Consider the following 23,272-nt stretch of genomic DNA (forward strand, 5'->3'; position numbering starts at 1 on the left):
GTAGCGGGGGAGTGCCATTAGGTGCTTCCCCGTTATCGATCGGCGGGAGGTCGGAAAGGAGAATCACCATGACGCAGCCGCTCAATATGCCCTTGGGCGAACCCCTGGCAGGGGATGATCGCTACGAGGATGCTCGTGGGATTGCCGGGGTGCCCGATGGCTTCTCCCGCTTTTGGACGCCCTACCGTATGGCCTACATTCGGGGCGAGGCCAAACCCACAGACAGTTCGGCAGATGAATGCCCCTTCTGCCGTGCGCCGCAGCGCAGCGACGAAGAAGGGCTGATTGTCTATCGTGGAGCGCAGTGTTTTGTCGTGATGAACCTCTTCCCCTACAACTCGGGACACATGCTCGTGTGTCCTTATCGACACGTCAGCGACTATACGGAGTTGAACGAGGACGAACGCGTTGAATTAGGAGAGCTCACGGCTCAGGCTATGCGCGTGACTCGGGCAATTGCCGCACCGCACGGTTTCAACCTGGGTATGAATCAAGGTGATGTTGCAGGAGCGGGAATCGCCGCTCACCTGCACCAGCATATTGTGCCCAGGTGGGCGGGGGATGCAAATTTCCTGCCCATCATTGCGCAAACAAAGGCCATTCCCGAATTACTAGAAGACGCCCGCCGTCGTTTGGCGCAGGCATGGACACTCACAGGAGATGAGTAGTGAATCACCCGACAATCTCGGTGTATGGCGGGGTGCAGCCGCCTGACTGGTCGCACCAACTGCAACGCCGACGGGCCGGTATCTTTGAGGCGCTCGTCATGGCCTTTGGCATCATTGCCATGCTCATTGTCCTGTGGGTTATGTCCTTGCAGGGTGGCGTGATTCCCACCGCTTTGTTGACGGTGGCTGCCTTCCTGCCTTTCCTTGTCATCATGCAGGTGCTTGCCGCTGTTGATCGATGGGAGCGTGAACCCTGGGGGACAACGGCAATCGTTGCTCTCTGGGGAGGAGGCATTGCCACTTTCTTCTCGGGTATTTTCAACACGGTCTTTGAAATCGTGGTCGAGGCCGTCACCGGTGATGCCGTACTGGCGCAGACCATGACCATCATCGTCGCGGCGCCCATTGTGGAGGAGTCCTTCAAAGGCCTGGGCGTGGTCTTGATTCTGTGGAAACGGCGCCACCGTCTGAACTCGATTCTTGATGGCGTGTACTATGCGGCGGTTGCGGGCGCAGCCTTCGCTTTCATTGAAAACGTCATGTACTTCATGCAGGGGGCTGCAACGGGTGGTGTGGCTGGACTGGGCATCATCTTCTTTATGCGTGGCGTCATGAGTCCCTTCCTCCACCCCATGGCCACCTCGATGATCGGCCTGGCAGCAGGGTGGACGGCGGTGCGAATGGCGCAACGATCCACAGGATTCCTTCTGATCCCTGCGGGCTGGCTTGCGGCCGTCGCAATCCACGCGGCGTGGAATGCCACCGCAGTATTGTCCTCGCCCGGTATGTGGATCGCCCTCTACCTTTTCCTGCACCTGCCGATGTTTATCGTGTGGATGCTCTTCCTGCGCAGCGCCTCAGCTACGGAAGCAAAGGTCATCGCGCGCGGACTGGAAACCTACGTGGCCTCCGGATGGTTGCTCCCCAACGAGGTGCAGATGGTGACGACTCGCACCGGCCGCAAGAGCGCTCAGGCCTGGGCGAAGCAATTCGGTAAGCCCTCGCATGAGTCAATGACAGCCTTCCTCAATGGATGTGCAACCTTGGGCTTGGATGAAGAGATTATGCGTCGCCTGGGTCCCGACCCTCTGCGCGTGGCGCATGACAGGGAGGTCCTGCAGGAGATTACTCGCCATCGGCAGGTCTTTCTTGAGAGCGCAGGAGTGAGGATTTAATGTCGCCGCTGGGCTCGGAGTGGGTGCCGGACGAGGACGGTTTCCCTCACCGGAATGCGGCTCGCGTGGTGGTGTTCAACGCTCAGGGGCAGATCCTCCTCGTTCACGGCCACGATCGTGAAGACCCAAGGCACCACTGGTGGTTCACCATCGGGGGTGGGCTCGAGCCGGGTGAAGATCCCCGAGACGGAGCAGTGCGGGAACTCTATGAGGAAACGGGGATCAAGGTGTCCGCCGATGATCTGATCGGTCCCGTCCTCTACCGTCGTGCCCAATTCGAGTTCCTCGCGGTCACGGCCCGCCAAGACGAACACTACTTCGTCGTCCATACGGATGCTGCTGAACTATCTGACCAGGGTTGGACTGATCTTGAACGTGATGTTCTCGACGAGCAACGCTGGTGGGATCTGGAGGATCTGGAGGAGCTGTCTCAGACCACGATGCTCACTCCGGCGGGATTGCCTGAATTGGCACCACGGTGGCGTGACGGTTGGGATGGCGTTATGCGCGAGATGTGGGAGGGACGTTCTCCAGAGGGGCAGTGAGAACACTCAAGACATCCAGGCGCGACACAGACAACTGAGCGCCGACCTGTTCACGCACGGCGGGCTTGGCGCAGAAGGCGACGCCGAGGGCTGCCTCGTGCATCATGGGGATATCGTTGGCGCCATCACCAATGGCGACGGTCCGTTTCATGGGAACCTGATGGGCATCCGCCCACGTTCGGAGCATCTCTACCTTCGTGTCGGCGGTGACAATATCGCCCAGCACACGACCGGTGAGAATCCCCTCGCTGACCTCCAGGCGATTGGCACAGTAGTGATCGATACCGAGTGAGGCGGCCAAAGGCCCGACAACCTCTTCAAAACCACCTGAGACGATACCGAAGAACCCGCCACCGGTATGAACGGCATCAATCAGGTGCTGCGCACCGACAGTGACAGTAATCGATCGGCTTACCTCAGCAAAGACCTGTTCAGGCACGCCAGCAAGGGTGGCAACCCGCTCACGGAGGGACTGCGCAAAATCAAGCTCGCCATTCATCGCTCGCTCGGTAATGCGTGCCACCTCTTCTCGGGTTCCTGCGTAGTGGGCGATCTCCTCGATGACTTCTTGCCCAATAAGCGTCGAATCCACATCGGTGACGACCAATCCCGCCCCCTCGGATGCAATCGCTTCGGGAATGGCGATGACCTCGCCACCACAGCTGCGAAGCTCCATGAGAGCGGAGGTGCCGAGGTCTACGCCGACGCCGAGAGGAAACACGTCAAGTGCGGGGAGGCCAGCGGTGGCCTCGTAGCTGGCGGCAGGGCGAAGTCCGGGGAGTATCCCGGCGCTGTGGAAGCGCTTGAGGAACTCCCCGGACTGCAGGGCCTGCGGAAGAATGAGAGCCAGGCGGTCGCCTTGACTCACTTGGTCACGGCCATTCCCTTAGGAACAACGGTGATCCCAGATTCTGTCACCGTGTAGCCACGTGCGAGGTCATACTCAAGGTCGACGCCAACGGTGGCACCCTCTTCGACGACGACGCCCTTATCGAGGATCGTTTTGGCGACGATGGCATTGCGACCCACGCGGGCATCATGCATGACGACGGAGTCGGTCACCTGAGCCCACGAATGAATGTAGGTGCCCGGCGAAATGATCGAGTGGTAGACCTCGCCTCCGGAAATAATCGTTCCCGGTGACACGAAGCTGTCAACGGCGTGACCCATACGGGAATGCTCAGAGCCGTAGACGAACTTTGCGGGAGGCAGGTCGCCGTCGATCATCGTCATCGTCGGCCACTTCCGGTTGTAGAGGTTGAAGACCGGGTGGACGGAGATGAGATCCATATTCGCGTCGTAGTAGGCGTCGAGCGTACCCACGTCGCGCCAGTAATCGCGGTCGCGATCGGTGGATCCTGGCACGTCATTGTCCTGGAAATCGTAGACGCCACATTCGCCTCGTTCGACGAACCAGGGAATGATATTGCCGCCCATATCGTGCTTGGAATTGGGGTTGGCTGCGTCTTCCTTCAGCGCGGCAGTCAGGGCGTCGGTGGTGAACACGTAGTTCCCCATCGAGGCCAAAACCTTCATCGGGTCGTCGGGAAGGGCAAGATGATCGGGGGAGGCGGGCTTTTCAACGAAGTTCTGGACAACGCCGTCCTTGCTGTCAATCACGCCGAGAGCGGGAGCAAGTTCTATAGGCTGGCGGATGCCGGCGACCGTGCAGGGAAGACCAGAGTCAATATGGTGCTGGACCATCTGTGAGAAGTCCATGCGGTAGATGTTGTCAGCGCCGATGATGACAATGTATTCGGGTGCTTCGTCTTCAACGATGTTGAGGGACTGGTAGATGGCGTCCGCAGATCCAAGGTACCAGTGGGGCCCGCGACGTTGCTGGGCAGGCACAGGGGCAACGAAGTTTCCGAGCAGGGGGGACATGTACCACGTCTTCGTGACATGTCGGTCCAGGGAGTGCGACTTGTATTGCGTCAGCACCACAACCTTCATGTAGCCCGAGTTGACGATATTCGACAGAGCAAAATCGATAATGCGGTAGTGGCCTCCAAAGGGGACAGCGGGCTTTGCGCGGTCAGCGGTTAGCGGCATGAGCCGCTTGCCTTCGCCGCCGGCTAGGACAATCGCAAGCACAGAATTCTTCGCCATAGATCACACTTTAGGGCTCTGAAGCGCAGAAGGCGAGCATATCAGCGACTGAAAACTCAAAATTCGGGCGAGGAGAGCCTGCTCTGAGCGGTGCAAAGGGGCTCGCGGGGTATGACAATAGTCGTAACGTCCTAAGGTGTTCCACCACACGTGCGCCGTAAAATCGTTAGGCTTGGTGAAACACCCATCCTGAAGGAGGCCCTGATGCGCGTAGACCTGCTTACCCGCGAATACCCACCCCACATCTACGGTGGTGCAGGAGTGCATGTGACCGAGCTGGCGAAGGTTCTTCGCCCGCTAGTTGATGACCTGCGTGTTCAAGCCTTCGATGGGCCTCGCGTGCCGGGCACTGATGGGGGCGAACCCGGTGTCACAGGCTTTCATGAGCCTGAATCTCTCAAGAATGCCAATGCTGCGCTGCGTACCCTCGCTGTGGATCTCGAAATGGCGGCCGCAACCGAAGGCACCGACCTCGTCCATTCTCATACCTGGTATGCCAACTTTGCTGGACACCTTGCCTCTCTCCTGCACGGGGTCCCTCACGTCATTAGTGCCCACTCTCTTGAACCTCTTCGTCCATGGAAGGCTGAACAGCTGGGCGGCGGCTACCGCCTGTCCTCCTATGTCGAAAAGACCGCCTACGAGGCTGCATCCGCGATCGTCGCCGTCTCTCACGGCATGAAGGCTGACATCCTTCGCAGCTACCCAGCTGTCGATCCCGCTAAGGTTCATGTCATCCATAACGGTATTGACCTTGAGAAGTGGCACGCTCCTTCCAGCGATGCTGAGCGCGAGCGCCAGGAACAGGTGCTGGCAGAGCACGGTATCGACACCTCACGACCGACGGTTGTCTTCGTTGGGCGTATTACCCGCCAAAAGGGTCTGCCTCACTTCTTGCGCGCGGCTCGGCGTCTGCCTGAGGATGTCCAGATCGTTCTGTGTGCGGGCGCTCCGGACACCCCTGAGATTGCTGCCGAGGTTGACGGTCTGGTCGCTCAGCTGCGTGAAGAGCGCTCGGGAGTCATTCTCATTACGCAGATGCTCCCGCAAAAGGATGTGGCCGCTATCCTCGATGCCGCCGATGTGTTTATTACTCCGTCGGTGTATGAGCCTCTGGGCATCGTGAACCTGGAAGCGATGGCTCTGGGGTTGCCTGTCGTTGGTACGGCGACGGGCGGTATTCCAGATGTCATCGTTGACGGTGAGACGGGTTTCCTCGTTCCCATTGAGCAGGTTCAGGATGGGACGGGCACCCCGATTGATCCGGAGCGTTTCGAGGCCGACATGGCAGAGCGGCTCATTCGCGTCCTTGACGATCGAGAGCTCGCGGCACGCATGGGGGCTGCTGGTCTGGCACGCGCGCGGGATTTGTTCTCCTGGCAGGCCATTGGCGAGAAGACGCTGGAGCTGTACCGGACTCTCGTCTGAGCCTTGGGAATGACCTCGTTGGAGGCCATATAGCGAAGTTCTATTCTTGAACTGCCCCGCGTCATGGCATCGAATTGCCCTGACGCGGGTTAGTCTTTTCTTATGAGCAGCGTTCTTAACCTCCAGGGAGTGAGCCTGACTCACTCCGGCCAGCGAATTCTTCACGACGTGACGTGGGCGACCGACAGCGGACAGCACTGGGTCATTATGGGCCCCAATGGCGCTGGAAAGACCTCGCTGGTCCGGGTGGCGACGGGACGCGAAGCTGCCGACGAGGGCGAGGTCGTCATCCTGGGAACCCCAGTTGGGGAGCACCCTGTGGGTAATCTCGCGACGGCTATCGGCCTGAGTTCGCAGAGCGTTGCTTCGCGCCTGCGTCCGGGCCAGAGCGCACGTGAGTGTGTGCGTACTGCCGCGTGGGGGCAGACACGGTCTTTCGATGAAGAATACGAGGAGTCCGATACGGAGCGTGCCAATGATCTGCTGGCTGCTTTTGGGGTTGGGCACGTGGCTGATCGGCGTTTCTCTTCCCTGTCGGAGGGGGAGCGTCAGCGCGTCCTATTGGCCCGCGCATTGATGACAGATCCTGAGGTTGTCATCTTGGATGAGCCAACGGCGGGCCTTGACCTTGGTGCCCGTGAGTTGCTGCTTCGGGCACTGTCAGAGATTATTGCGGGTCCGCGTGCGCCGCAGCTCATCCTTGTCACTCATCAGATTGAGGAGATTCCGGCTGGCTTTACTCACGCAGCTCTGATGGCCGACGGGCAAGTGACTCATGCTGGACCCATCGACGAGGTGCTGACGGGTGTGAACCTGTCAATGGTCTTTGGATTGCCGCTCAATGTGACGCATGCAGATGGCCGTTGGCACGCGCATGCGCCTCGCGAAGAGTGAGCCTCGTCTATTATTTCGTTAGCGGAACGTTGCGGTTCTGACCGCTGAGTCAGCGGAATCTCGAAGGAGGATGTTATGAGTTGGGTATGGTGGGTTATCGCAGCAGTTGGGCTTGGCATTGTTGAGTTGCTAACCGTTGATCTGATTTTCCTCATGCTGGCTCTCGCTGCACTGTGTGCAGCACTGGCCTCTGCCTTGGGTGCGCCTCTGATTGTGCAGGTTGCTGTGTTTGCCATTGCCGCAATGATTCTGCTCTTCCTTGTGCGTCCGTGGGCGAAAGCCCACCTGGCACGTTCGACTCCGAATGTGCAGACGAATGCGCAGAGCCTTGTGGGCATGAATGCAGTGGTCACTGAGCCCCTTGAGGGTGACAACGGCCGCGTGCGTCTCGATGGTGAGATTTGGAGTGCCCGAGCTGTTAATGGTGCTCTGTTGCCTAAGGGGACGGCTGTCACTGTGAAGGAAATTGATGGCGCGACAGCTGTGGTGATGCCGATTGCTCAGCCTGCTGCTGCGCCCTGTGAGTGCTGAGCGCTCTACACACTAGCTTTTCTGGGATCACACCCCTAAAGAAAGGACGGACTTATGTCCCCTGTGCTTCCCCTGTCTCCCTCGGGCCTGACGCTTTTTGGGGGAACGATCGGTCTGATCGCCATCGTTCTTTTCGTCATCTTCATTGTGACGATCGTGGTGCGCGCAGTCCAGATTGTTCCCCAGTCGCGTGCATTGGTTATTGAACGTCTTGGTAAGTTCCATTCGGTGATGTATGCGGGCCTGCACCTTGTCGTGCCCTTCCTCGACCGTATCGCCAGCCGCGTGGATCTTCGTGAACAGGTGACGAGCTTTCCCCCGCAGCCGGTGATCACCGCCGATAACGTCGTGGTCTCCATCGACTCGGTGATCTACTACCAGGTCAACGACCCGATGCACGCCACCTACGAGATCGCCAACTACATTCAGGCTATCGAGCAGTTGACGATCACCACCCTGCGTAACGTCATCGGTTCCCTTGACCTTGAAGCAACCCTGACGAGCCGCGACAATATCAACGCTCAGCTGCGTGGCGTCCTGGATGAGGCAACCGGCCGCTGGGGTATCCGCGTGAACCGCGTGGAGCTCAAGGCTATTGATCCGCCGCCCTCAATCCAGCACGCTATGGAGCAGCAGTTGCGTGCTGAGCGTGACAAGCGTGCAGCGATCCTCACGGCTGAAGGTGTCCGCCAGTCGCAGATCCTCAAGGCTGAGGGCGAGAAGCAGTCGGCAATTCTGTCCGCAGAAGGTGACGCACAGGCTGCAGTGACCCGCGCTCAGGGTGAAGCCCAGGCGATCCAGACGGTCTTTGACGCCATTCACAATGGCAACCCGACACCGGATCTGCTGTCCTACCAGTACCTGCAGATGCTGCCACAGATTGCTCAGGGCGATGCTTCGAAGGTGTGGGTTGTTCCCACCGAGCTCACCGCAGCACTCGATGCTGTCGCCAAGGGATTTGGCGGAGCAAAGAACTGACAACGGCTGGAGGCCGTGTATGGCGCGCATGGCGACATACACGGCCTCCTCACTGTTGACTGATTTGGCGTCAAGGAGAAAACCATGGATCGACTTCAAGAACAGGTGCTGCGTGAAGTAGCCGAACGCAATATTCGTTTCATCCGCCTGTGGTTCACTGACGTTGCCGGCGTCTTGAAATCGGTGGCTATCGATCCAGGTGAACTCGAAGAGGCCTTCGAAGAAGGCATTGGCTTTGATGGCTCCGCCATTGAGGGATTGACCCGCGTCCACGAGTCCGACATGCTTTTGCGGCCCGATGCTTCGACCTTCCAGCTGCTGCCTTGGCATGACAGCGATAAGGCTGTCGCTCGCATGTTCTGCGATGTCTACACCCCCGATGGCCTGCAGGCACGCTCGGATCCTCGTGGTGCGCTGGAGCGCACAGTGGAACGGGCCCGCGCCATGGGTTTCACCGTTATGGTCCACCCGGAGATTGAGTTCTATCTCTTCCAGCAGCCCTTGACGGTCGACCATATGGTTCCCGTTGATAATGCGGGCTACTTTGATCACGTGACCCGGGGCGACTCGAATGATTTCCGCCGCCGCGCAGTGCAAATGCTTGAAGATTTTGGGATTAATGTGGAGTTCAGTCACCATGAGGGTGGTCCCGGACAAAACGAGATTGATCTGCGCGCTGTTGACGCGGTAACCGCTGCCGATAACATCATGACGGCACGTACTGTTATTGAAGAAGTTGCCTTGCGTGAAGATATGGTGGCCTCTTTCATGCCCAAGCCTTTTATTGAGCATCCGGGCTCAGGCATGCACACCCATATTTCTTTGTTTGAAGGTGAAGAGAACGCCTTTTATGACCCGGCGGGTGAGTATGGTCTGTCGGCCACCGGGCGCCATTTCATTGCTGGCTTGCTTGAGCATGCGGCTGAAATGTGCGCGGTGACGAACCAGCACGTGAACTCCTATAAGCGCCTGTGGGGTGGGGGAGAGGCGCCCTCGTTTATCTGTTGGGGGCACAATAATCGTTCTGCCCTGGTGCGCGTGCCGGTGTATAAGCCGACGAAGCGTAGCTCAGCACGTATTGAGTACCGCGCCTTGGACCCTGCGGTGAACCCTTACTTGGGTTTGGCGGTGTTGATCGCTGCTGGTCTTGACGGCATTGAACGGCGTCTGCCTTTGATGCCCGAGGCTGAGGACAATGTGTGGGATTTGTCGGAGAGGGAACGTCAGGTCTTGGGGATCGATCCTCTTCCTGCGTCTTTGCAGTCGGCGGCGGCGTTGATGCGCGGCTCAGAGCTGGTGGCGGCGACCCTTGGCGAGGAGGTCTTTGACTACGTGCTGCGCAATAAGGAGAAGGAGTGGCGTGAGTACCGGGCGCAGATTACGCCTCAGGAGCTTCGCGAGTTCATGAAGGTCAACTGATGGTGGTGGAGTCGCCGGGTTCTGCTTCCTTGGCGGAGGGGGATATCGGGGAGGTTGATGCGGGCCGCCCTGCCCGGCAGCGCGGTGGCCGTGATCTTCGCGCGCAGGAGTTGCGCGCGCGGGGGTTTACAAGCGTTGAACGCGCGCAGGTGATGTGTGAGGAACTGCCGGGCGATCCACAGTGGTGGGCTGAGTTGTGCGGGGCGAGTGCGGATCCTGATCTGTGTCTGTTGCAGATGATTCGCTTCCACGAGGTCGCTCCGGCAGTGGTTGCGGAGTTGGCGTCGGATGCGTTGCGTTCGAAGCGTCTTGCTGCGCTTTTTGGTATGTCTCGCCAGCTGGGCGACTATGTGGTCGCCCTTCCTGAGCGAGCGCGGTGGCTGTGGATGAAGCCTGATTCGGTGAGGAAGCACCTTCTTGAGGCAGTGTGTGCCATGCCGCTGAGCGATGGTGGCCAGTCCCTGGGGAGCGAGAAGGACGATGCCGATAGTGGCGGCACCGTTGTGTGTGCTGGGGTTGCGGCGGGCGTGGATGATGTGCGCCGGGCCTATCGTGAGGTCTTGTTGGGGATCGTGGCCGACGATCTTACGCATGAGGATCCTGTGGCGTATATGCCTGAGGTCGGCCGCCGTATGGCTGAGTTGGTGGATGCGACGCTTGAGGCGGCGTTGTCCGTGGCGCGCCGTGATATCGATCCTGAGGGGCGGGTTCCTCTGGCGGTGATTGCCATGGGGAAAACGGGAGCTGAGGAGCTCAATTACATTTCCGATGTTGACGTCGTCTATGTTTCCCAGGGTGATGAGGAGGCGCTGTCGATTGCAACTCGGCTTGCCTCAATGACCGCGCAGGTCTGTTCAGGGGCGGGTGGGGAAGAGCCGCTGTGGACGGTGGATGCTGCCTTGCGTCCGGAGGGGAAGGATGGGGCGCTTGTTCGGACCCTGGATTCGTATAGGGCATATTGGAGTAAGTGGGCGCAAACCTGGGAGTTCCAGGCCTTGATGAAGGCGCGCTGCGCAGCTGGTGATGTGCGCCTGGGTAGTGATTTTGTGGAGGCGGCTGCTCCCTTCGTGTGGAGTGCGTCGAGCCGGGAGGGCTTCGTGGAGGCTGCGCGTTCCATGCGTGTGCGCGTTGAGCAGTCGGTGCCGCGAAAAGACGCTGATCGTGAGCTCAAGCTTGGGCGTGGGGGCCTGCGTGACGTGGAGTTTTCTGTGCAGCTTCTTCAGCTCGTCCACGGTCGTTATGATGATGCCCTCCATCAGCGCAATACTGTTGAGGCTCTGGCGGCTTTGAGCGCAGGTGGCTATGTGGCGCGCTCCCACGCTGCGGAGCTACGCGAGTGCTACACCTTCTTGCGGGCTGTGGAGCATCGCGCGCAGCTGCCGCGTATGCGGCGCACGCATTTGCTGCCCACGCAAGACAGTCAACTGCGGGCCTTGTGGCGTTCCTTTGGGGAGCGTTTCACCAGTGGGGAGGCCTTTACTCAGGAGCTTTCGCGGGTGCGTGCGCGCGTGCGCGCCTTGCACGAGGATATGTTCTATCGTCCGATCGTGGCGGCAACGGCGCAGTTGAGCCTCGATCAGGCGGGTCTGGTGGCGATGGACGCTGCGGGGTTGGACGAGGCCGGGGCGCAGGCTCGTCTTGCGGCGATTGGCTACCGCGACACTCGTGGTGCTTTTGGCCATATTCATGCTCTGACGGAGGGGACCTCGCGCAGGGCAACTATTCAACGCAATCTTTTGCCGATTGTGCTGTCGTGGCTTGCTGACGGTCCTGATCCTGATATGGGTCTGCTGAATTTCCGTACCTTGTCAGATCATATTGGCGATTCGCACTGGTATTTGGCGCTTTTGCGTGATTCGCGGGTCGCTGCCCAGCGCCTGTGCGAGGTGTTGTCAACGAGCCGTTGGATCGCGCAATCTTTGGAGCTTCGTCCTGAGGCTGTGCAGTGGTTGGATGATGACGCGTTGCTTGCTCCTGTGGGACGGGAGCGCTTGGGAATTGAGATGACTGCCCTGCTGAATCGTCATCCTGATGCGGAATCGGCGGCAACGAGGGTGAGGGCTGTTCGCAATCGTGAGTTGACTCGCGCTGCTATGGCCGATGCGGTGGACCATTTGCGGCCTGTCCGTCCTGAGATTGCTGCTGCTACTGATCAGGTGCTGGAGGCGGCCCTGGAGATCGCCTGCCGCGAGGAGTATGCCGTTTATGGCGAGCTGGTGGATGTGGCTTTCCTGGCGATGGGGCGTTATGGCGGGGAGGAGTCGTCTTTTGCCTCTGACGCGGATGTGATGGCTGTTCATCGCCCTCGTGAAGGAGTGTCGGAAGCCGGGGCTGCGGAGGCTGCGACACGGATTGTTCATCGGGTACGTACGCTCTTGGGCTCGACCTCTTCTCAGATGGGGGTGAGTTTGGATCTGGATCTGCGTCCGGAGGGGCGTAGCGGTCCGATGACGAAGACCCCGCAGGCCTATGAGGAGTACTACGGGCGCTGGGCTTTGGCTTGGGAGAGGCAGGCGCTGTTGCGTGCCCGCCCGGCTGCGGGGCCTGCGGATCTTTTGGTGGAGATGATGGCGTGCGTTGATGGAATTCGTTATGGGGAGCCATTGTCTGATGCGGCGCTGACCGAGATTCGCCTGTTGAAGGCGCGGATGGAGCGGGAGCGTTTACCTCGCGGCGTTGAACCTGCCCGCCACGTCAAGCTCGGGCCGGGTGGTCTGACGGATGTTGAGTGGGTGGTGCAACTGCTCCAGCTTCAGCATGCCGCCACCTGCTCTGCACTGCGCACCACCTCTACGCTTGGGGCTTTGGAGGCCGCTTTGGGGGAGGGGCTGCTCGCTGGTGAGCAGGCGGAGGATTTGCGTCGGGCGTGGGAGTTGGCGGCGCGGATTCGTTCGGGCAATGTGTTGATTTCGGGTCGGATGAGCGGTGCAAAGCTTGATGTGCTGTCCCGTGATGTGCGCGATTCGATGCCGTTGGCGCGTTTGATGGGCTATGGGCGTGGCCAGGAGAGTCAGCTTGAGGAGGATTGGTTGCGGGCGGCGCGCCGCGCGCGCGTGGTTATGGATGAGGTGTTTTACGGCTTGCATTAGGGGTGCGATAGCGCCTGTGATGACCCGCGATGCGGTGTAGGCGACGTCATTGCGTTTTTGTGAAGGCGATCCTGCGCTTGCTATAATGATAACGATTATCAATAGTAGTGAGTGAGGATCGGAATGCTCACGAGGCGTTCACACGTGCAACAGTCTTTCCGCAAAGACCACAACCCCGCCCTCTCCCAGGGCGTCGGACACCCCCAAAACCGGGCACTACTGCGCCGAACATTGAGCGCCGCAGTCGCCCTCCTCCTCGGTACCGTCACAACAGGTGTCTTCGCCGACAGCGCCTACGCCGGGCCCGACCAGGACCGCGTGACCATCACCCGCCAGCACGTTGACGCTCCCGTTCCTGCCTGGAACTCGGCCGCAAAAACTCTCTCTATCCAAGTGGGACAAGACCCTGCTGACAGGCGCGTTCTTTGGCTTGGGCGCGGGTGGGGTGGCAGTTCGGCCTATCCAATCGTCAAGCACCTCTTCTCCGTCCCTGAGGATCCCGAACTTGCCTTCCTCGGTGAGGTCGGCACCATGTGGCTCTCTGCCCCTCAGGATCCCGGGCCTGGTAATACCCCCATTTGGGCGGGCATTGGTGTCGATGGATCCCTCTTTGGCGCCGCCTCACGCTTTGAAGCAGGAAACTATGTTCTTGATCTCGTGAGCGTTCATGGTCCTGGCCGCATGGAACTCTTCACCCGTACCTCAGCCGGTGTGCGTCGAAGCTGGTCAAGCCACGACAAGGCCTACCGCACGATCTTTAACCCCCGGCACATGCATGCCTTCACAACCTTCTCCAAGCCGGGTCGTTACGAACTCAATGTGGCAGCTGTCGCGCGCGACGCACGAGGCAAGACCGTCTACACCTCCCGCGTGACCCCTGTCGTCTGGCAGGTGGGCGGTACTCGGCCCGACCACGGAACGGTGAAGGACGTCCGGGCAGCTTTCGCGCAGGCTCGCACTCAACGCGCCGATGGTGGCTCAGCCCAGCCTGAACTCACCATCGCCCAGAAGACGAACTTCCTCGTCGTCGGCGATGACGCTCTCACCGACTTCCTCTTCACAACGGGGAATACGAGCGACCGCGGCACCCTCGTCGTCACGATTGACGGCTACTACATGACCGAAGTGCCGGTCGAGAATGGCGCGGCCTCCTTTGATGAGATGATCGGTGATGGAGCATCCACTTTCCAGGCCATCTACATTCCTGGTGACGGCGCCAGCGCGCGCTGGGCCTCCCAGCCCGTGGAATTCTCGCGTCAGCACAAGGACCCGGTGAGGATCACTCAGGGAACTGACGAACTGGTCGCTGAGGGCGCGCGGGAGATTTCGCCCACCCTCACTGCCCAGGACCAGCAGGTCAGCAGCGGCGCCATTGAATTGGCCATTATGCCCCTGCCAGATGGCGAGGGGCACTCCGTTGCCCTGCGGGGCGATCAGCGCCTCAACGCCACCTTCACCCTGGGTTTCTACCCGAATAAGCGCACCGACATCGCGGATTGCTCCTCCGAAGGAAAACTCGTCAACGGTCAGGCACTCTTTGTCGCCCACATGAACTACTGCAAGGACTCTGCGGTTGCTCGAGTCTCCATCGTGCCCCACCCCTACGCGAATGTAGCGCCGGTGACCCTGACCATCAATAACCCTGATATCTCGACGGCTCGGGTTTACCCTTTAACGCTGCCGCTGCGGGCCAATAATGACTACGACCTGCACACCGAGCCGCCCGTTGACGAGGCACCCGGGACGCCAGATTCTCCCGGGACGCCTGGTGGCTCAGGTTCCCCAGCGCCCAGCCCAAGCCCCAGCCTCAACCCCTGCCCAAGCCCGACCTTCCCCCGATCGTGGAAGAAGCGCCCGCTGTTGAGCCCTCTCGACTGCACCTCTTGCGATTCGTCAGGGGCACCTGGATATCCGCCTGGCGCCCACTGCCAGTGGCAGCCTCGAAATGGCGATCAAGGATGACAGTCTGAGCGGCGAGAATCGCAGCCTCTTGCGTGAACCCTCCGCTGTGACCTTGGTTGTGCCGCGTTCCGCGCGTGAACGTCGTACTGAGCAGATGGCTCATCCCTCGTTGAACTTCCTTGGCCCCGTGGGTGCAGAGTTCTATGTTCTGCCCGAAACACAGGTGAATTCCCTCATCTGGCCCGGTTTTTCCACAGAGGGTATCGATTATGGGAAGTACCCGCAGGGCATTGATTATGAGGTCACCTTGGCCGAGGGCCCTGCGAATGGTGCAGTGTCCTTCCTCACGTCGGCGGGAATCGGACAGGGGATTGATCTTCGCGTGCATTCGAAGGACGCTGAGAAGAAGTGGATCCGCACCAGTGAGAGCACCCACCTGCACGGTGCCTGGGTGTTCAGTGAGCCCGGTGTGTACCGCGTGTCCGTGCGTGCCGTGAGCGGTACTACGGAGATCGCTCCAGCGAAGATCTTCACCTTTGCTGTGGATCAGGACCGTCAGGAACAGCCTCCTGTGGACAGCCCTCGTCATGGCCAGGATGGGACGCCGAGTGATGACAAGGCAGACACAAAGCCCGCACCAAACAGCCCAGGTGCGCCGGCTCCTGGGGCAAATGCTCCCGCTCCCAACCAGCCTGATCTGCGCAGGGACATTAATGAGATCAAGGGGATGACGGCACCGAAGAACGCTGATTCTTCGGGATCTGGCAACTCTTCTGCGGGGGCTGACAAGCCTTCGGGCAGTGCCGGGGCGCAGGCTTCCTCAACGGCACAGGGCTCCTCTTCCACACAGGCTCCCTCGGCCTCTGCCTCTTCCTCTGAGGGGCGCAGTAGCGCCCGTTCCTCTCAACGTGTGGGCCGCGTGGTCGATATTTCCTCTGGAAACTCCGCATCGTCAGCCCAGAGCGCCCGGTCGGCTGAGAAGCCGCAAAGCGGCGATGCCGCACAGTCTGGCTCCGCTGCGAAGAAGGACGCGCAGAAGAAGAAAGCGAAGGCCGCGAAGGCATCTGCCGGTGCGCGTGGCACTGATAACGCCCAAAGCGCCTCCGCAGATGGCGGGCAGTCCGCAGAGGCCCTCTCGGCCGTCAACACCGTGCTGGGCGGCTACTCTCCAGCAACCGTGGGCACCATTCTCGCTGCGGTCATCGTTGCGGGGATCGTCATTGTGTTGGCCGTGAGAAAGAGCCTCCGCTCTTAAGGAGGAGGCCTCGCCGACGCAAAGCCGACGAGGCCTAGCTCCGCACGCTGCACAGAAGTGCTGTGGGGCAGGAGCTTGATGGAGTGTTTCTTCCCTGGACGGTGAGTGAGAAGATTGTCCAGCGGGCCAATCCTGCCCGCATCGCGATTGCAAGGATGATGGAATGCGCTTGGTACTGGTTCGTCACGGTCAAACCTCGTCAAATGCCACGGGAGCACTTGACACGGGCAGGCCGGGTGCCCCCCTCAATGGCTGCGGACAGGAACAAGCCCACTCCCTCGCTCGGCGCTGGGAGAGCGAGGTCGCAGCCCCACCTTCGGCCATCGCCGTCTCGCCCCTGACGCGCACCCGTCAAACGGCAGCGCCCCTGTGCGAGCGTTACGGCATTACACCCATGGTTCGCCCTGGTATTCGTGAGGTGCGCTCAGGCGACCTGGAGATGAACGCCTCCCTGTCCGACATTGGGCGCTACATGGGCACCCTTGCCCCGTGGGCCGGTGGAGACTGGGATGTGCGGATGCCCGGTGGTGAGAGTGGGCGGGAGATTCTTGGTCGCGCACTTCCTGTTGTGCAAGAGGTCCTCCTCCATGCCTTTGATGTGGCTGGCGAGCACGGCGTCGGTGTGATTGTCGCCCATGGGGCGCTCAATCGTGTCATTGCAGCGACGCTTGCCCCAGAGATCACTGTCCCGCTCGTTATGAAGTACCGCCTCGAGAACACACATACTGCCGTCCTAGACCTGCCTTCTTCTTCCGCCCTTGAATCGCTCGATGCGATGCTGGGCGGCTTTGAAGCACAGACCTGGAATGAGCGTCCCGTGGGGGAATGGGACGTCTCTGACGGCGTTGTCATGAGTCTGAATAACGGCTGAGCCCACGCCAAGAATCGACACACAGTGTGATCCCCTGCACTTTTTGCGCTGGGCTGGGAGAATGGAAGTGTCACTTTGCAACGGCGCGAAAGGGGCCAGCCATGTCGGATCACACGCTCTCTCCCGCTCAGCCCGAAGTGCTCTTCGAGGGCGTTCGGACTTTCTCGACCGAAAAGCGGCGCGTCTGGAAATTCATGATGATCGCGATGGGCATCATCACCCTCTTGGCCTGCATCGCCATCATCCGCTGGATGCTCACCGACTCAGAGTCCATCAACACCTGGGTCATGGCGTTGGTTGCCGTTGTCATCGCCCTCGCCCTCGTCGGTGTCGCTACCGTGGGGCGCACGCGCATCGAGTGGCGCCTGACTCGTGAAGACTTCATCGTTCAAGAAAGTGTCATTGGCACTTCCCGCACGATCCCTCTGGACACGATCCGTGCCGTTGTGGAGCATCCTGACAACGAGGACCTTGCCGGTTTTGGAGTGCGTTTGAAGAACGGTCTTGTTTACTTCTCTGTCGGAGCGCCCCTCATTCGCCTTCACATTGATGGGCGGCGCGACATCGTCCTGTCTGTGACCAACAGCGACGCTGACTTCCTCATGCGTGAACTGGGCGAGCGCCCACCTCGGCACGTGGATCATTCCGTTGTGGAGTGAGCCTCACGGGCAAGGAACTCGTGCAGAGCGAGGGTTTCAACCGGAAACTTCCGGTAGGCAAGGTAGTCGTGCAGGAACGACACGTGCTCTGGGCACGACAACCATGTCTTGTGGCGCCCGGTGTGGATCGCGGGGTTTGACCACACCAGGGCATGGGTCGCCTTCTCCTCGCACTCGCGAGCTGAGCAGATGAGGTCGCGGGGGCCGCGAGCAAGAGCCATCATCGAATCCTTCCACGGGTGGGAGTTCCTGACCAAACCTGACCCTTACCAGTCTAGAGCCGCCTTCAGGGCGGCCAACAGTGCCCGCCGGAGGGGGGAGGCGATAATAGAGAGATGAAACACACTCTCGTCCTCATTCGACATGCTCAAGCCGAAGCACACTCCTTCGATGGCGACCATAGTCGGCCGCTGAGCGCACGCGGTCACAGGCAGGCTCAGTCCCTTGCCGCACGCCTGGCGGAGCTTTTGCCCGCCGTCGACATCATGGTCTACTCCGATGCTCGCCGAACCCAAGAGACCGCCGAGCACATCCGCCAAGCCTGTCCTCCGACGAAAGAATGGGCCGACCATGGCGTGTATTTCGCGATGCCCAGTGACATTCTCACCCTGATTTCCGGCTTCACAGAGGCCACGACAGCCATCATCGTCGGACATGAGCCGACAGTGTCCGAGGTCGGCGCTTTCCTCGCCAGGGATTCCCAGGATATTCATCGAGGCGTTCCCACGGCCACCGCCCTCGTCCTGCGCAGTGACGAAACGTGGGCGAATATTGGACCGCACTCGTGCAGTCTCGAAATCCTCCACCAGCGGTAGGGCGCGCTCAGCTCTGTTAGCAGCGGCACGCCCAGCAGGGCGTGCGCGCAAAACAAGGTGGCCAGGAATGCCGTTAGAATAACGAGGTACGTATCTACCCCAGAGGAAGCACTGATGTCGGGACACTCTAAGTGGGCAACCACCAAGCATAAGAAGGCCGCTATTGACGCCAAGCGCGGCAAGCTCTTCGCTCGCCTCATCAAGAACATCGAGGTCGCAGCACGCACCGGTGGTGGCGACCCCGCAGGTAACCCCACTCTCTTCGACGCCATCCAGAAGGCAAAGAAGAACTCCGTCCCCGCCGACAATATCGACCGCGCCGTCAAGCGCGGCTCCGGTGCTGAAGCCGGTGGCGCAAACTACGAAACCATCATGTACGAAGGCTATGGCCCCAACGGCGTTGCTTTCCTTGTCGAGTGTCTGACCGACAACCGCAACCGTGCAGCATCAGACGTTCGCCTTGCCTTCAACCGCTCCGGAGGCTCCCTGGCTGACCCCGGCTCGGTCGCCTACCTCTTCTCCCGTCGTGGCATCATCGAAGTGCCCGCAGCCGACGGCGTTGACGAAGACTCCCTCATGGAAGCCGTCCTCGACGCAGGCGCCGAGGAGGTCATTGACCTGGGTGAAGGCTTCGTCATTGAGTGCGAGCCCACCGATCTGGTGGCCGTGCGCACCGCATTGCAGGAAGCAGGCGTTGACTACGACTCTGCTGAAGTCCAGTTTGTTGCGTCTACCGAGGTTGACCTGGATGTTGAGGGCGTGACGAAGGTCAATAAGCTGATCGACGCCCTTGAAGACTCCGATGACGTTCAGAACGTCTACCACAATATGACCATGTCGGACGAAGTCCGCGCCCACTTTGAAGAGGAAGAGTGAGCATGTCTGAATCCCCCACCGCCCGCGAGGTTGGCACCCCCCGCGTCAAGCGCGGAATGGCCCAAATGCTCAAGGGCGGCGTCATCATGGACGTCGTCACCGCCGAGCAGGCCAAGATCGCTGAAGATGCTGGCGCTGTGGCCGTCATGGCCCTGGAACGCGTCCCCGCCGATATCCGCGCACAGGGTGGCGTCGCCCGCATGTCCGACCCTGACCTGATTGACGAGATCATCAACGCCGTGTCCATCCCCGTGATGGCAAAGGCCCGTATCGGCCACTTCGTTGAGGCTCAGGTCCTGCAGTCCCTCGGCGTCGACTACATCGACGAGTCCGAGGTGCTCACCCCCGCAGACTATGAGCACCACATTGACAAGTGGAACTTCACCGTCCCCTTCGTCTGTGGCGCCACCAACCTGGGTGAGGCCCTGCGTCGCATTAACGAGGGCGCCGCCATGATCCGCTCCAAGGGTGAGGCCGGAACCGGTGACGTCTCCAACGCCACCACTCACATGCGTAAGATCCGCGACGAGATCCGCCACCTCACCTCTCTTCCGGAGGATGAACTGTACGTTGCCGCGAAGGAACTCCAGGCCCCTTACGAGCTGGTGGCTGAGGTTGCCCGCGAAGGCAAGCTTCCCGTGGTGCTCTTCACCGCAGGTGGCATCGCCACCCCCGCTGACGCTGCCATGATGATGCAGCTCGGCGCTGAGGGCGTGTTTGTCGGTTCGGGTATCTTCAAGTCCGGTAACCCCTCCGAACGCGCTAAGGCGATCGTCAAGGCCACCACCTTCTACGACGATCCTGCCGTCATCGCCGAGGTTTCTCGCGGACTGGGTGAGGCCATGGTCGGCATCAACGTTGACGATGTGCCCGTCTCTCACCGCCTGGCGGAGCGCGGATGGTGACCATCGGTGTTCTCGCCCTTCAGGGCGACGTTGCCGAACACATGCGGGCGCTGGAGGAATCCGGCGCCCGCGCCGTGTCAGTGCGACGTGAGCGCGAACTGGATGGCCTCGATGGCCTGATTATTCCTGGCGGCGAATCCACGGCCATCTCCAACCTCATGCTCTCCTTCGGGCTGTATGAGCCCTTGAAGGCGCGCATTGATGCTGGTCTGCCGGTGTGGGGAACCTGCGCGGGCATGATTATGCTCGCCTCGGAGATCCTTGACGGGCGCGAGGATCAAAAGAGCTTTGCCGCCATGGACATGACTGTGCGTCGTAATGCTTTTGGTCGTCAGGTGGATTCCTACGAGGAAGACCTGGACGTGAAGGGCGTTGAGGGCGGTCCCTTCCACGCGGTGTTCATCCGCGCCCCGTGGGTGGAGCGCATTGGCGAGGGGGTTGAGGTGCTTGCCCGCGCTGGGAATGATCCTGACGGCCCCTTGGTGGCGGTGCGCTCGGGCCGCGTCATGGCGAGCTCTTTCCATCCTGAGGTGGGTGTGGATCACCGTATGCATGCCCTGTTCGTCAGCATGTGTGAGGGCAGTTAGATCTCACTGTTGAGGCAGGGAGGGGAGGGTGCGCTATGCGTGTCATGGGTATTGACCCGGGTTTGACCCGTTGTGGGATCGGCGTCGTGGACGTTGATGCTTCGCGGCGCGCCCACCTCGTCCATGTGGGGGTTGCTCGTTCGGCAACAGAGATGGCCACCCACCTGCGTCTGCGTGATATTGCGAACGCGATTGATGCCGTCATTGAGCGCTACCAGCCTGAAGTTGTGGCGATTGAACGGGTTTTCGCTCAGGACAACCTCCAGTCGGTCACGACAACCATGCAGGTCATGGGTGCGGCGATGGTGTGTGTGGGGCGTGCGGGCCTTCCAATGGCGGTCCACACGCCTTCTGAGGTGAAGGCTGCCATCACCGGCAGTGGGACGGCTGATAAGGCGCAGGTGCAGCATATGGTGGCGCGTGTGCTTGGACTGGCTCAGGCGCCCAAACCTGCTGATGCTGCGGATGCGTTGGCGATCGCGATCTGTCATGCCTGGCGGGGGACAGGTTTGCTGGGGGCTGGGGATGATTCTCAGATTTCGGTGTCGATCTCAGGCAAGCTGCAGGCTCGCGGTGAGATGACCCCCGCGCAGCGCGCATGGGCGGAGGCTCAGGCCGCGCAGCGTCGTACGGGCGCTGTGGATCCGCGTCTGCGCAAGAGTGGGCAGTGACCCCTCTAGGGGTGTCATGCGGGGGCATGCCACCAAAGCGGCTAGTATCGTACATATGTTCGCATGAGGGCTTGGCCTCAGAGCTTTTCCGGTGAGTGAGGGTAGAAAGGACGCTGCGGGTGATCGCACAGCTTAGGGGAGTGGTGGAGCATGTGGGCCTCGACCAGGTGATCCTCATGGTCGGTGGCATCGGCTGGAGCGTCCACGTTACGCCCGCAGCAGCGCAGGGCATGGTCAAGGGCATTGAGGTCACCGTTCACACGGCCATGATTGTGCGTGAGGATTCCATGACGCTTTACGGCTTTGCGTCCTTTGATGAACGTGAGGTTTTTGAGCGTCTCCTTGGCGTGTCGGGGATTGGTCCACGCACTGCCCTCGCTGCGCTGTCGGTCCTTAACCCCGATGATCTGCGCCGCGCGGTCCGCGATTCTGACGTGGCAACCTTGCAGCGCATCCCGGGTGTTGGAAAGAAGTCCGCTCAGCGTATGGTCCTCGAGATCGGGGACAAGCTGGGTATCCCCGCTCACGTCGATCCGCTGTCTACCCCCGCCGCGCAGGACGAGGCTGCCGCCGAGGTCAAGTCTGCGCTCATTCAGCTGGGTTGGAGTGACGCGGTGGCGTCGAAGGCCTTGGATTCTTTGGCGGGGCAGGGTTTGGGGGCCTCGGATCTTTTGCGTGCAGCGCTGTTGAAGCTGGGAGGCCAGCGTGGCTGAGGATTTCGATATTCCCGGATACTCCGCCGCCGAGGTTCCTCCCACGGAGAGCCTGCGTATTGTTGCCCCCGATGCGGGGGACTTAGAACGCGCTGCCGAAGCCGCGTTGCGTCCTAAACGTTTGGCGGATTTTGTGGGTCAGCCGGTGGTGCGCGATCAACTGCAGCTCGTTCTTGATGCTGCGCGCGCCCGAGGCGTTCCCGCCGACCACGTGCTGCTTGCTGGCCCTCCCGGGCTGGGGAAGACGACGCTGGCGATGATTGTTGCCGCTGAAATGGGCACCTCCTTGCGCCTGACATCCGGTCCGGCCATTCAACACGCGGGCGATCTGGCGGCGATCCTGTCTGGGCTTCAGGAGGGGGACATTCTCTTCATTGATGAGATTCACCGCCTGGCGCGCACGGCAGAGGAAATGCTCTACTTGGCCATGGAGGATTTCCGCGTCGATATTGTGGTCGGTAAGGGGCCGGGCGCGACGTCGATTCCACTGACCTTGCCGCCCTTTACTGTGGTCGGTGCGACGACCCGCTCTGGGTTGCTGCCCGCGCCGTTGCGCGATCGTTTCGGCTTCACCGCTCATCTTGAGTTCTATGATGTGGCCGACCTGGAGCTCGTCGTGAAGCGTTCAGCTGGGCTCCTGGGCGCACCGATTGATGAGGAAGCGGCCCACGAGATCGCTTCGCGTTCGCGCGGTACCCCTCGTATTGCCAATCGTTTGCTGCGCCGGGTGGTGGATTTCGCTCAGGTCCGCGGCGACGGGAGGCTTTCCTTGTCCGCCGCGCAGGGGGCGCTGACCCTCTTCGAGGTTGACCGCTATGGCTTGGACCGCTTGGATCGCGCGGTACTGGAGACGATTTGCCTGCGTTTCGCTGGCGGCCCGGTGGGGTTGACGACCCTTGCCGTGACGGTTGGGGAGGAAGCGGAGACAGTGGAAACCGTTGCCGAGCCATATCTGGTTCGCGAGGGTTTCCTCATGCGTACTTCTCGTGGGCGCGCCGCGACGCAGAAAGCCTGGCAGCATTTGGGCTTGACGCCTCCACAAGAGGGCACGCTCTTTTCCTAAAAGGGGGGCGCGCGGGAACCTCGTAGAAACGGGGCAGTGGCGCTTCAGAGCAGATGAGGGGACAGATACAAGCGACATCACAGTTCTCAAATACCCCGGTGATGCATACAGAATCGATG

General features: G+C 60.6%; 23 protein-coding genes. 20 read left to right on the forward strand and 3 right to left on the reverse strand.

What is annotated here, in order from left to right; genetic code table 11:
* The first annotated feature begins 68 nt into the window (after positions 1-68).
* The 3 genes from HWX48_RS02295 to HWX48_RS02305 are packed head-to-tail and all read left to right on the forward strand — an operon-like array spanning position 69 to position 2,388.
* Positions 69-668: an HIT domain-containing protein gene (locus HWX48_RS02295; protein ID WP_175954208.1), complete on the forward strand. Its 600-nt coding sequence runs from the start codon at positions 69-71 to the stop codon at positions 666-668.
* Entirely contained in the window at positions 668-1,843 is a 1,176-nt protein-coding gene (locus HWX48_RS02300) for a PrsW family intramembrane metalloprotease (protein WP_175954210.1), read from the forward strand. Before HWX48_RS02295 ends, HWX48_RS02300 begins: the two co-directional genes overlap by 1 nt.
* Positions 1,843-2,388, forward strand: coding sequence for an NUDIX hydrolase (locus HWX48_RS02305; protein WP_175954212.1), 546 nt, complete (start codon positions 1,843-1,845; stop codon positions 2,386-2,388). The genes HWX48_RS02300 and HWX48_RS02305 overlap by 1 nt, the downstream gene beginning before the upstream one ends.
* Here the strand turns inward: HWX48_RS02305 and serB are convergent.
* Positions 2,345-3,064, reverse strand: a complete 720-nt coding sequence (gene serB, locus HWX48_RS02310; protein WP_175954380.1) for a phosphoserine phosphatase SerB — start codon at positions 3,062-3,064, stop codon at positions 2,345-2,347. The two genes, HWX48_RS02305 and serB, sit on opposite strands and share 44 nt — an antisense overlap.
* Positions 3,065-3,252: 188 nt before the next feature.
* A complete protein-coding gene (glgC, locus tag HWX48_RS02315) occupies positions 3,253-4,497 on the reverse strand; it encodes a glucose-1-phosphate adenylyltransferase (RefSeq protein ID WP_175954214.1) in 1,245 nt (414 codons plus the stop codon).
* Between the two features lie 204 nt (positions 4,498-4,701).
* Here glgC and glgA point away from each other — a divergent pair, with 204 nt between their 5' ends.
* The 10 genes from glgA to HWX48_RS02365 all read left to right on the forward strand — a co-directional run bounded on the left by glgA (position 4,702) and on the right by HWX48_RS02365 (position 17,523).
* Entirely contained in the window at positions 4,702-5,925 is a 1,224-nt protein-coding gene (gene glgA, locus HWX48_RS02320; protein WP_175954216.1) for a glycogen synthase, read from the forward strand.
* Positions 5,926-6,027: 102 nt separating this feature from the next.
* Positions 6,028-6,819 carry an ABC transporter ATP-binding protein gene (locus tag HWX48_RS02325; RefSeq protein ID WP_175954218.1) on the forward strand — a complete coding sequence of 264 codons (792 nt, stop codon included), beginning with the start codon at positions 6,028-6,030 and terminating at the stop codon, positions 6,817-6,819.
* 75 nt (positions 6,820-6,894) lie between these two features.
* Entirely contained in the window at positions 6,895-7,350 is a 456-nt protein-coding gene (locus tag HWX48_RS02330) for an NfeD family protein (protein ID WP_175954219.1), read from the forward strand.
* Positions 7,351-7,404: 54 nt separating this feature from the next.
* Positions 7,405-8,328, forward strand: coding sequence for an SPFH domain-containing protein (locus HWX48_RS02335; protein ID WP_175954221.1), 924 nt, complete (start codon positions 7,405-7,407; stop codon positions 8,326-8,328).
* A gap of 84 nt (positions 8,329-8,412) precedes the next feature.
* Complete coding sequence (locus tag HWX48_RS02340) at positions 8,413-9,747, forward strand: glutamine synthetase family protein (RefSeq protein ID WP_175954223.1); 1,335 nt, start codon at positions 8,413-8,415, stop codon at positions 9,745-9,747.
* Positions 9,747-12,836, forward strand: a complete 3,090-nt coding sequence (locus HWX48_RS02345) for a bifunctional [glutamine synthetase] adenylyltransferase/[glutamine synthetase]-adenylyl-L-tyrosine phosphorylase (RefSeq protein WP_175954225.1) — start codon at positions 9,747-9,749, stop codon at positions 12,834-12,836. The genes HWX48_RS02340 and HWX48_RS02345 overlap by 1 nt, the downstream gene beginning before the upstream one ends.
* 144 nt (positions 12,837-12,980) lie before the next feature.
* Positions 12,981-14,798 (forward strand): choice-of-anchor M domain-containing protein, encoded by a 1,818-nt coding sequence (locus HWX48_RS02350; protein ID WP_175954226.1) that lies wholly within the window; start codon positions 12,981-12,983, stop codon positions 14,796-14,798.
* Positions 14,782-15,993: a choice-of-anchor M domain-containing protein gene (locus HWX48_RS02355; RefSeq protein WP_175954228.1), complete on the forward strand. Its 1,212-nt coding sequence runs from the start codon at positions 14,782-14,784 to the stop codon at positions 15,991-15,993. The genes HWX48_RS02350 and HWX48_RS02355 overlap by 17 nt, the downstream gene beginning before the upstream one ends.
* Positions 15,994-16,156: 163 nt before the next feature.
* The gene (locus HWX48_RS02360) at positions 16,157-16,864 is read left to right on the forward strand and encodes a histidine phosphatase family protein (protein ID WP_175954230.1); all 708 of its coding nucleotides are present in this window, start codon (positions 16,157-16,159) and stop codon (positions 16,862-16,864) included.
* A gap of 101 nt (positions 16,865-16,965) precedes the next feature.
* A complete protein-coding gene (locus tag HWX48_RS02365; RefSeq protein WP_175954232.1) occupies positions 16,966-17,523 on the forward strand; it encodes a hypothetical protein in 558 nt (185 codons plus the stop codon).
* On the opposite strand, the gene HWX48_RS02370 is transcribed toward HWX48_RS02365, so the two are convergent.
* Positions 17,505-17,744 carry a hypothetical protein gene (locus HWX48_RS02370; protein WP_175954234.1) on the reverse strand — a complete coding sequence of 80 codons (240 nt, stop codon included), beginning with the start codon at positions 17,742-17,744 and terminating at the stop codon, positions 17,505-17,507. The two genes, HWX48_RS02365 and HWX48_RS02370, sit on opposite strands and share 19 nt — an antisense overlap.
* A gap of 114 nt (positions 17,745-17,858) precedes the next feature.
* Here HWX48_RS02370 and HWX48_RS02375 point away from each other — a divergent pair, with 114 nt between their 5' ends.
* The 7 genes from HWX48_RS02375 (at position 17,859) to ruvB (ending at position 23,153) form a co-directional block, all read left to right on the forward strand.
* Positions 17,859-18,338 carry a histidine phosphatase family protein gene (locus HWX48_RS02375; protein ID WP_175954236.1) on the forward strand — a complete coding sequence of 160 codons (480 nt, stop codon included), beginning with the start codon at positions 17,859-17,861 and terminating at the stop codon, positions 18,336-18,338.
* A gap of 114 nt (positions 18,339-18,452) precedes the next feature.
* A complete protein-coding gene (locus HWX48_RS02380; RefSeq protein ID WP_175954238.1) occupies positions 18,453-19,214 on the forward strand; it encodes a YebC/PmpR family DNA-binding transcriptional regulator in 762 nt (253 codons plus the stop codon).
* Positions 19,215-19,216: 2 nt separating this feature from the next.
* Positions 19,217-20,119, forward strand: a complete 903-nt coding sequence (gene pdxS / locus HWX48_RS02385) for a pyridoxal 5'-phosphate synthase lyase subunit PdxS (RefSeq protein WP_175954240.1) — start codon at positions 19,217-19,219, stop codon at positions 20,117-20,119.
* Complete coding sequence (gene pdxT / locus HWX48_RS02390) at positions 20,113-20,706, forward strand: pyridoxal 5'-phosphate synthase glutaminase subunit PdxT (RefSeq protein ID WP_175954242.1); 594 nt, start codon at positions 20,113-20,115, stop codon at positions 20,704-20,706. Before pdxS ends, pdxT begins: the two co-directional genes overlap by 7 nt.
* A gap of 35 nt (positions 20,707-20,741) precedes the next feature.
* Positions 20,742-21,377: a crossover junction endodeoxyribonuclease RuvC gene (ruvC, locus tag HWX48_RS02395; protein WP_175954243.1), complete on the forward strand. Its 636-nt coding sequence runs from the start codon at positions 20,742-20,744 to the stop codon at positions 21,375-21,377.
* A 119-nt stretch (positions 21,378-21,496) separates the two neighbouring features.
* Complete coding sequence (gene ruvA, locus HWX48_RS02400; RefSeq protein WP_175954245.1) at positions 21,497-22,090, forward strand: Holliday junction branch migration protein RuvA; 594 nt, start codon at positions 21,497-21,499, stop codon at positions 22,088-22,090.
* A complete protein-coding gene (ruvB, locus tag HWX48_RS02405) occupies positions 22,083-23,153 on the forward strand; it encodes a Holliday junction branch migration DNA helicase RuvB (RefSeq protein WP_254872919.1) in 1,071 nt (356 codons plus the stop codon). Before ruvA ends, ruvB begins: the two co-directional genes overlap by 8 nt.
* Positions 23,154-23,272 lie beyond the last annotated feature (119 nt).

Origin of the sequence: Schaalia sp. Marseille-Q2122, assembly GCF_903645355.1 — a bacterium.
Lineage (GTDB): Bacteria > Actinomycetota > Actinomycetes > Actinomycetales > Actinomycetaceae > Pauljensenia.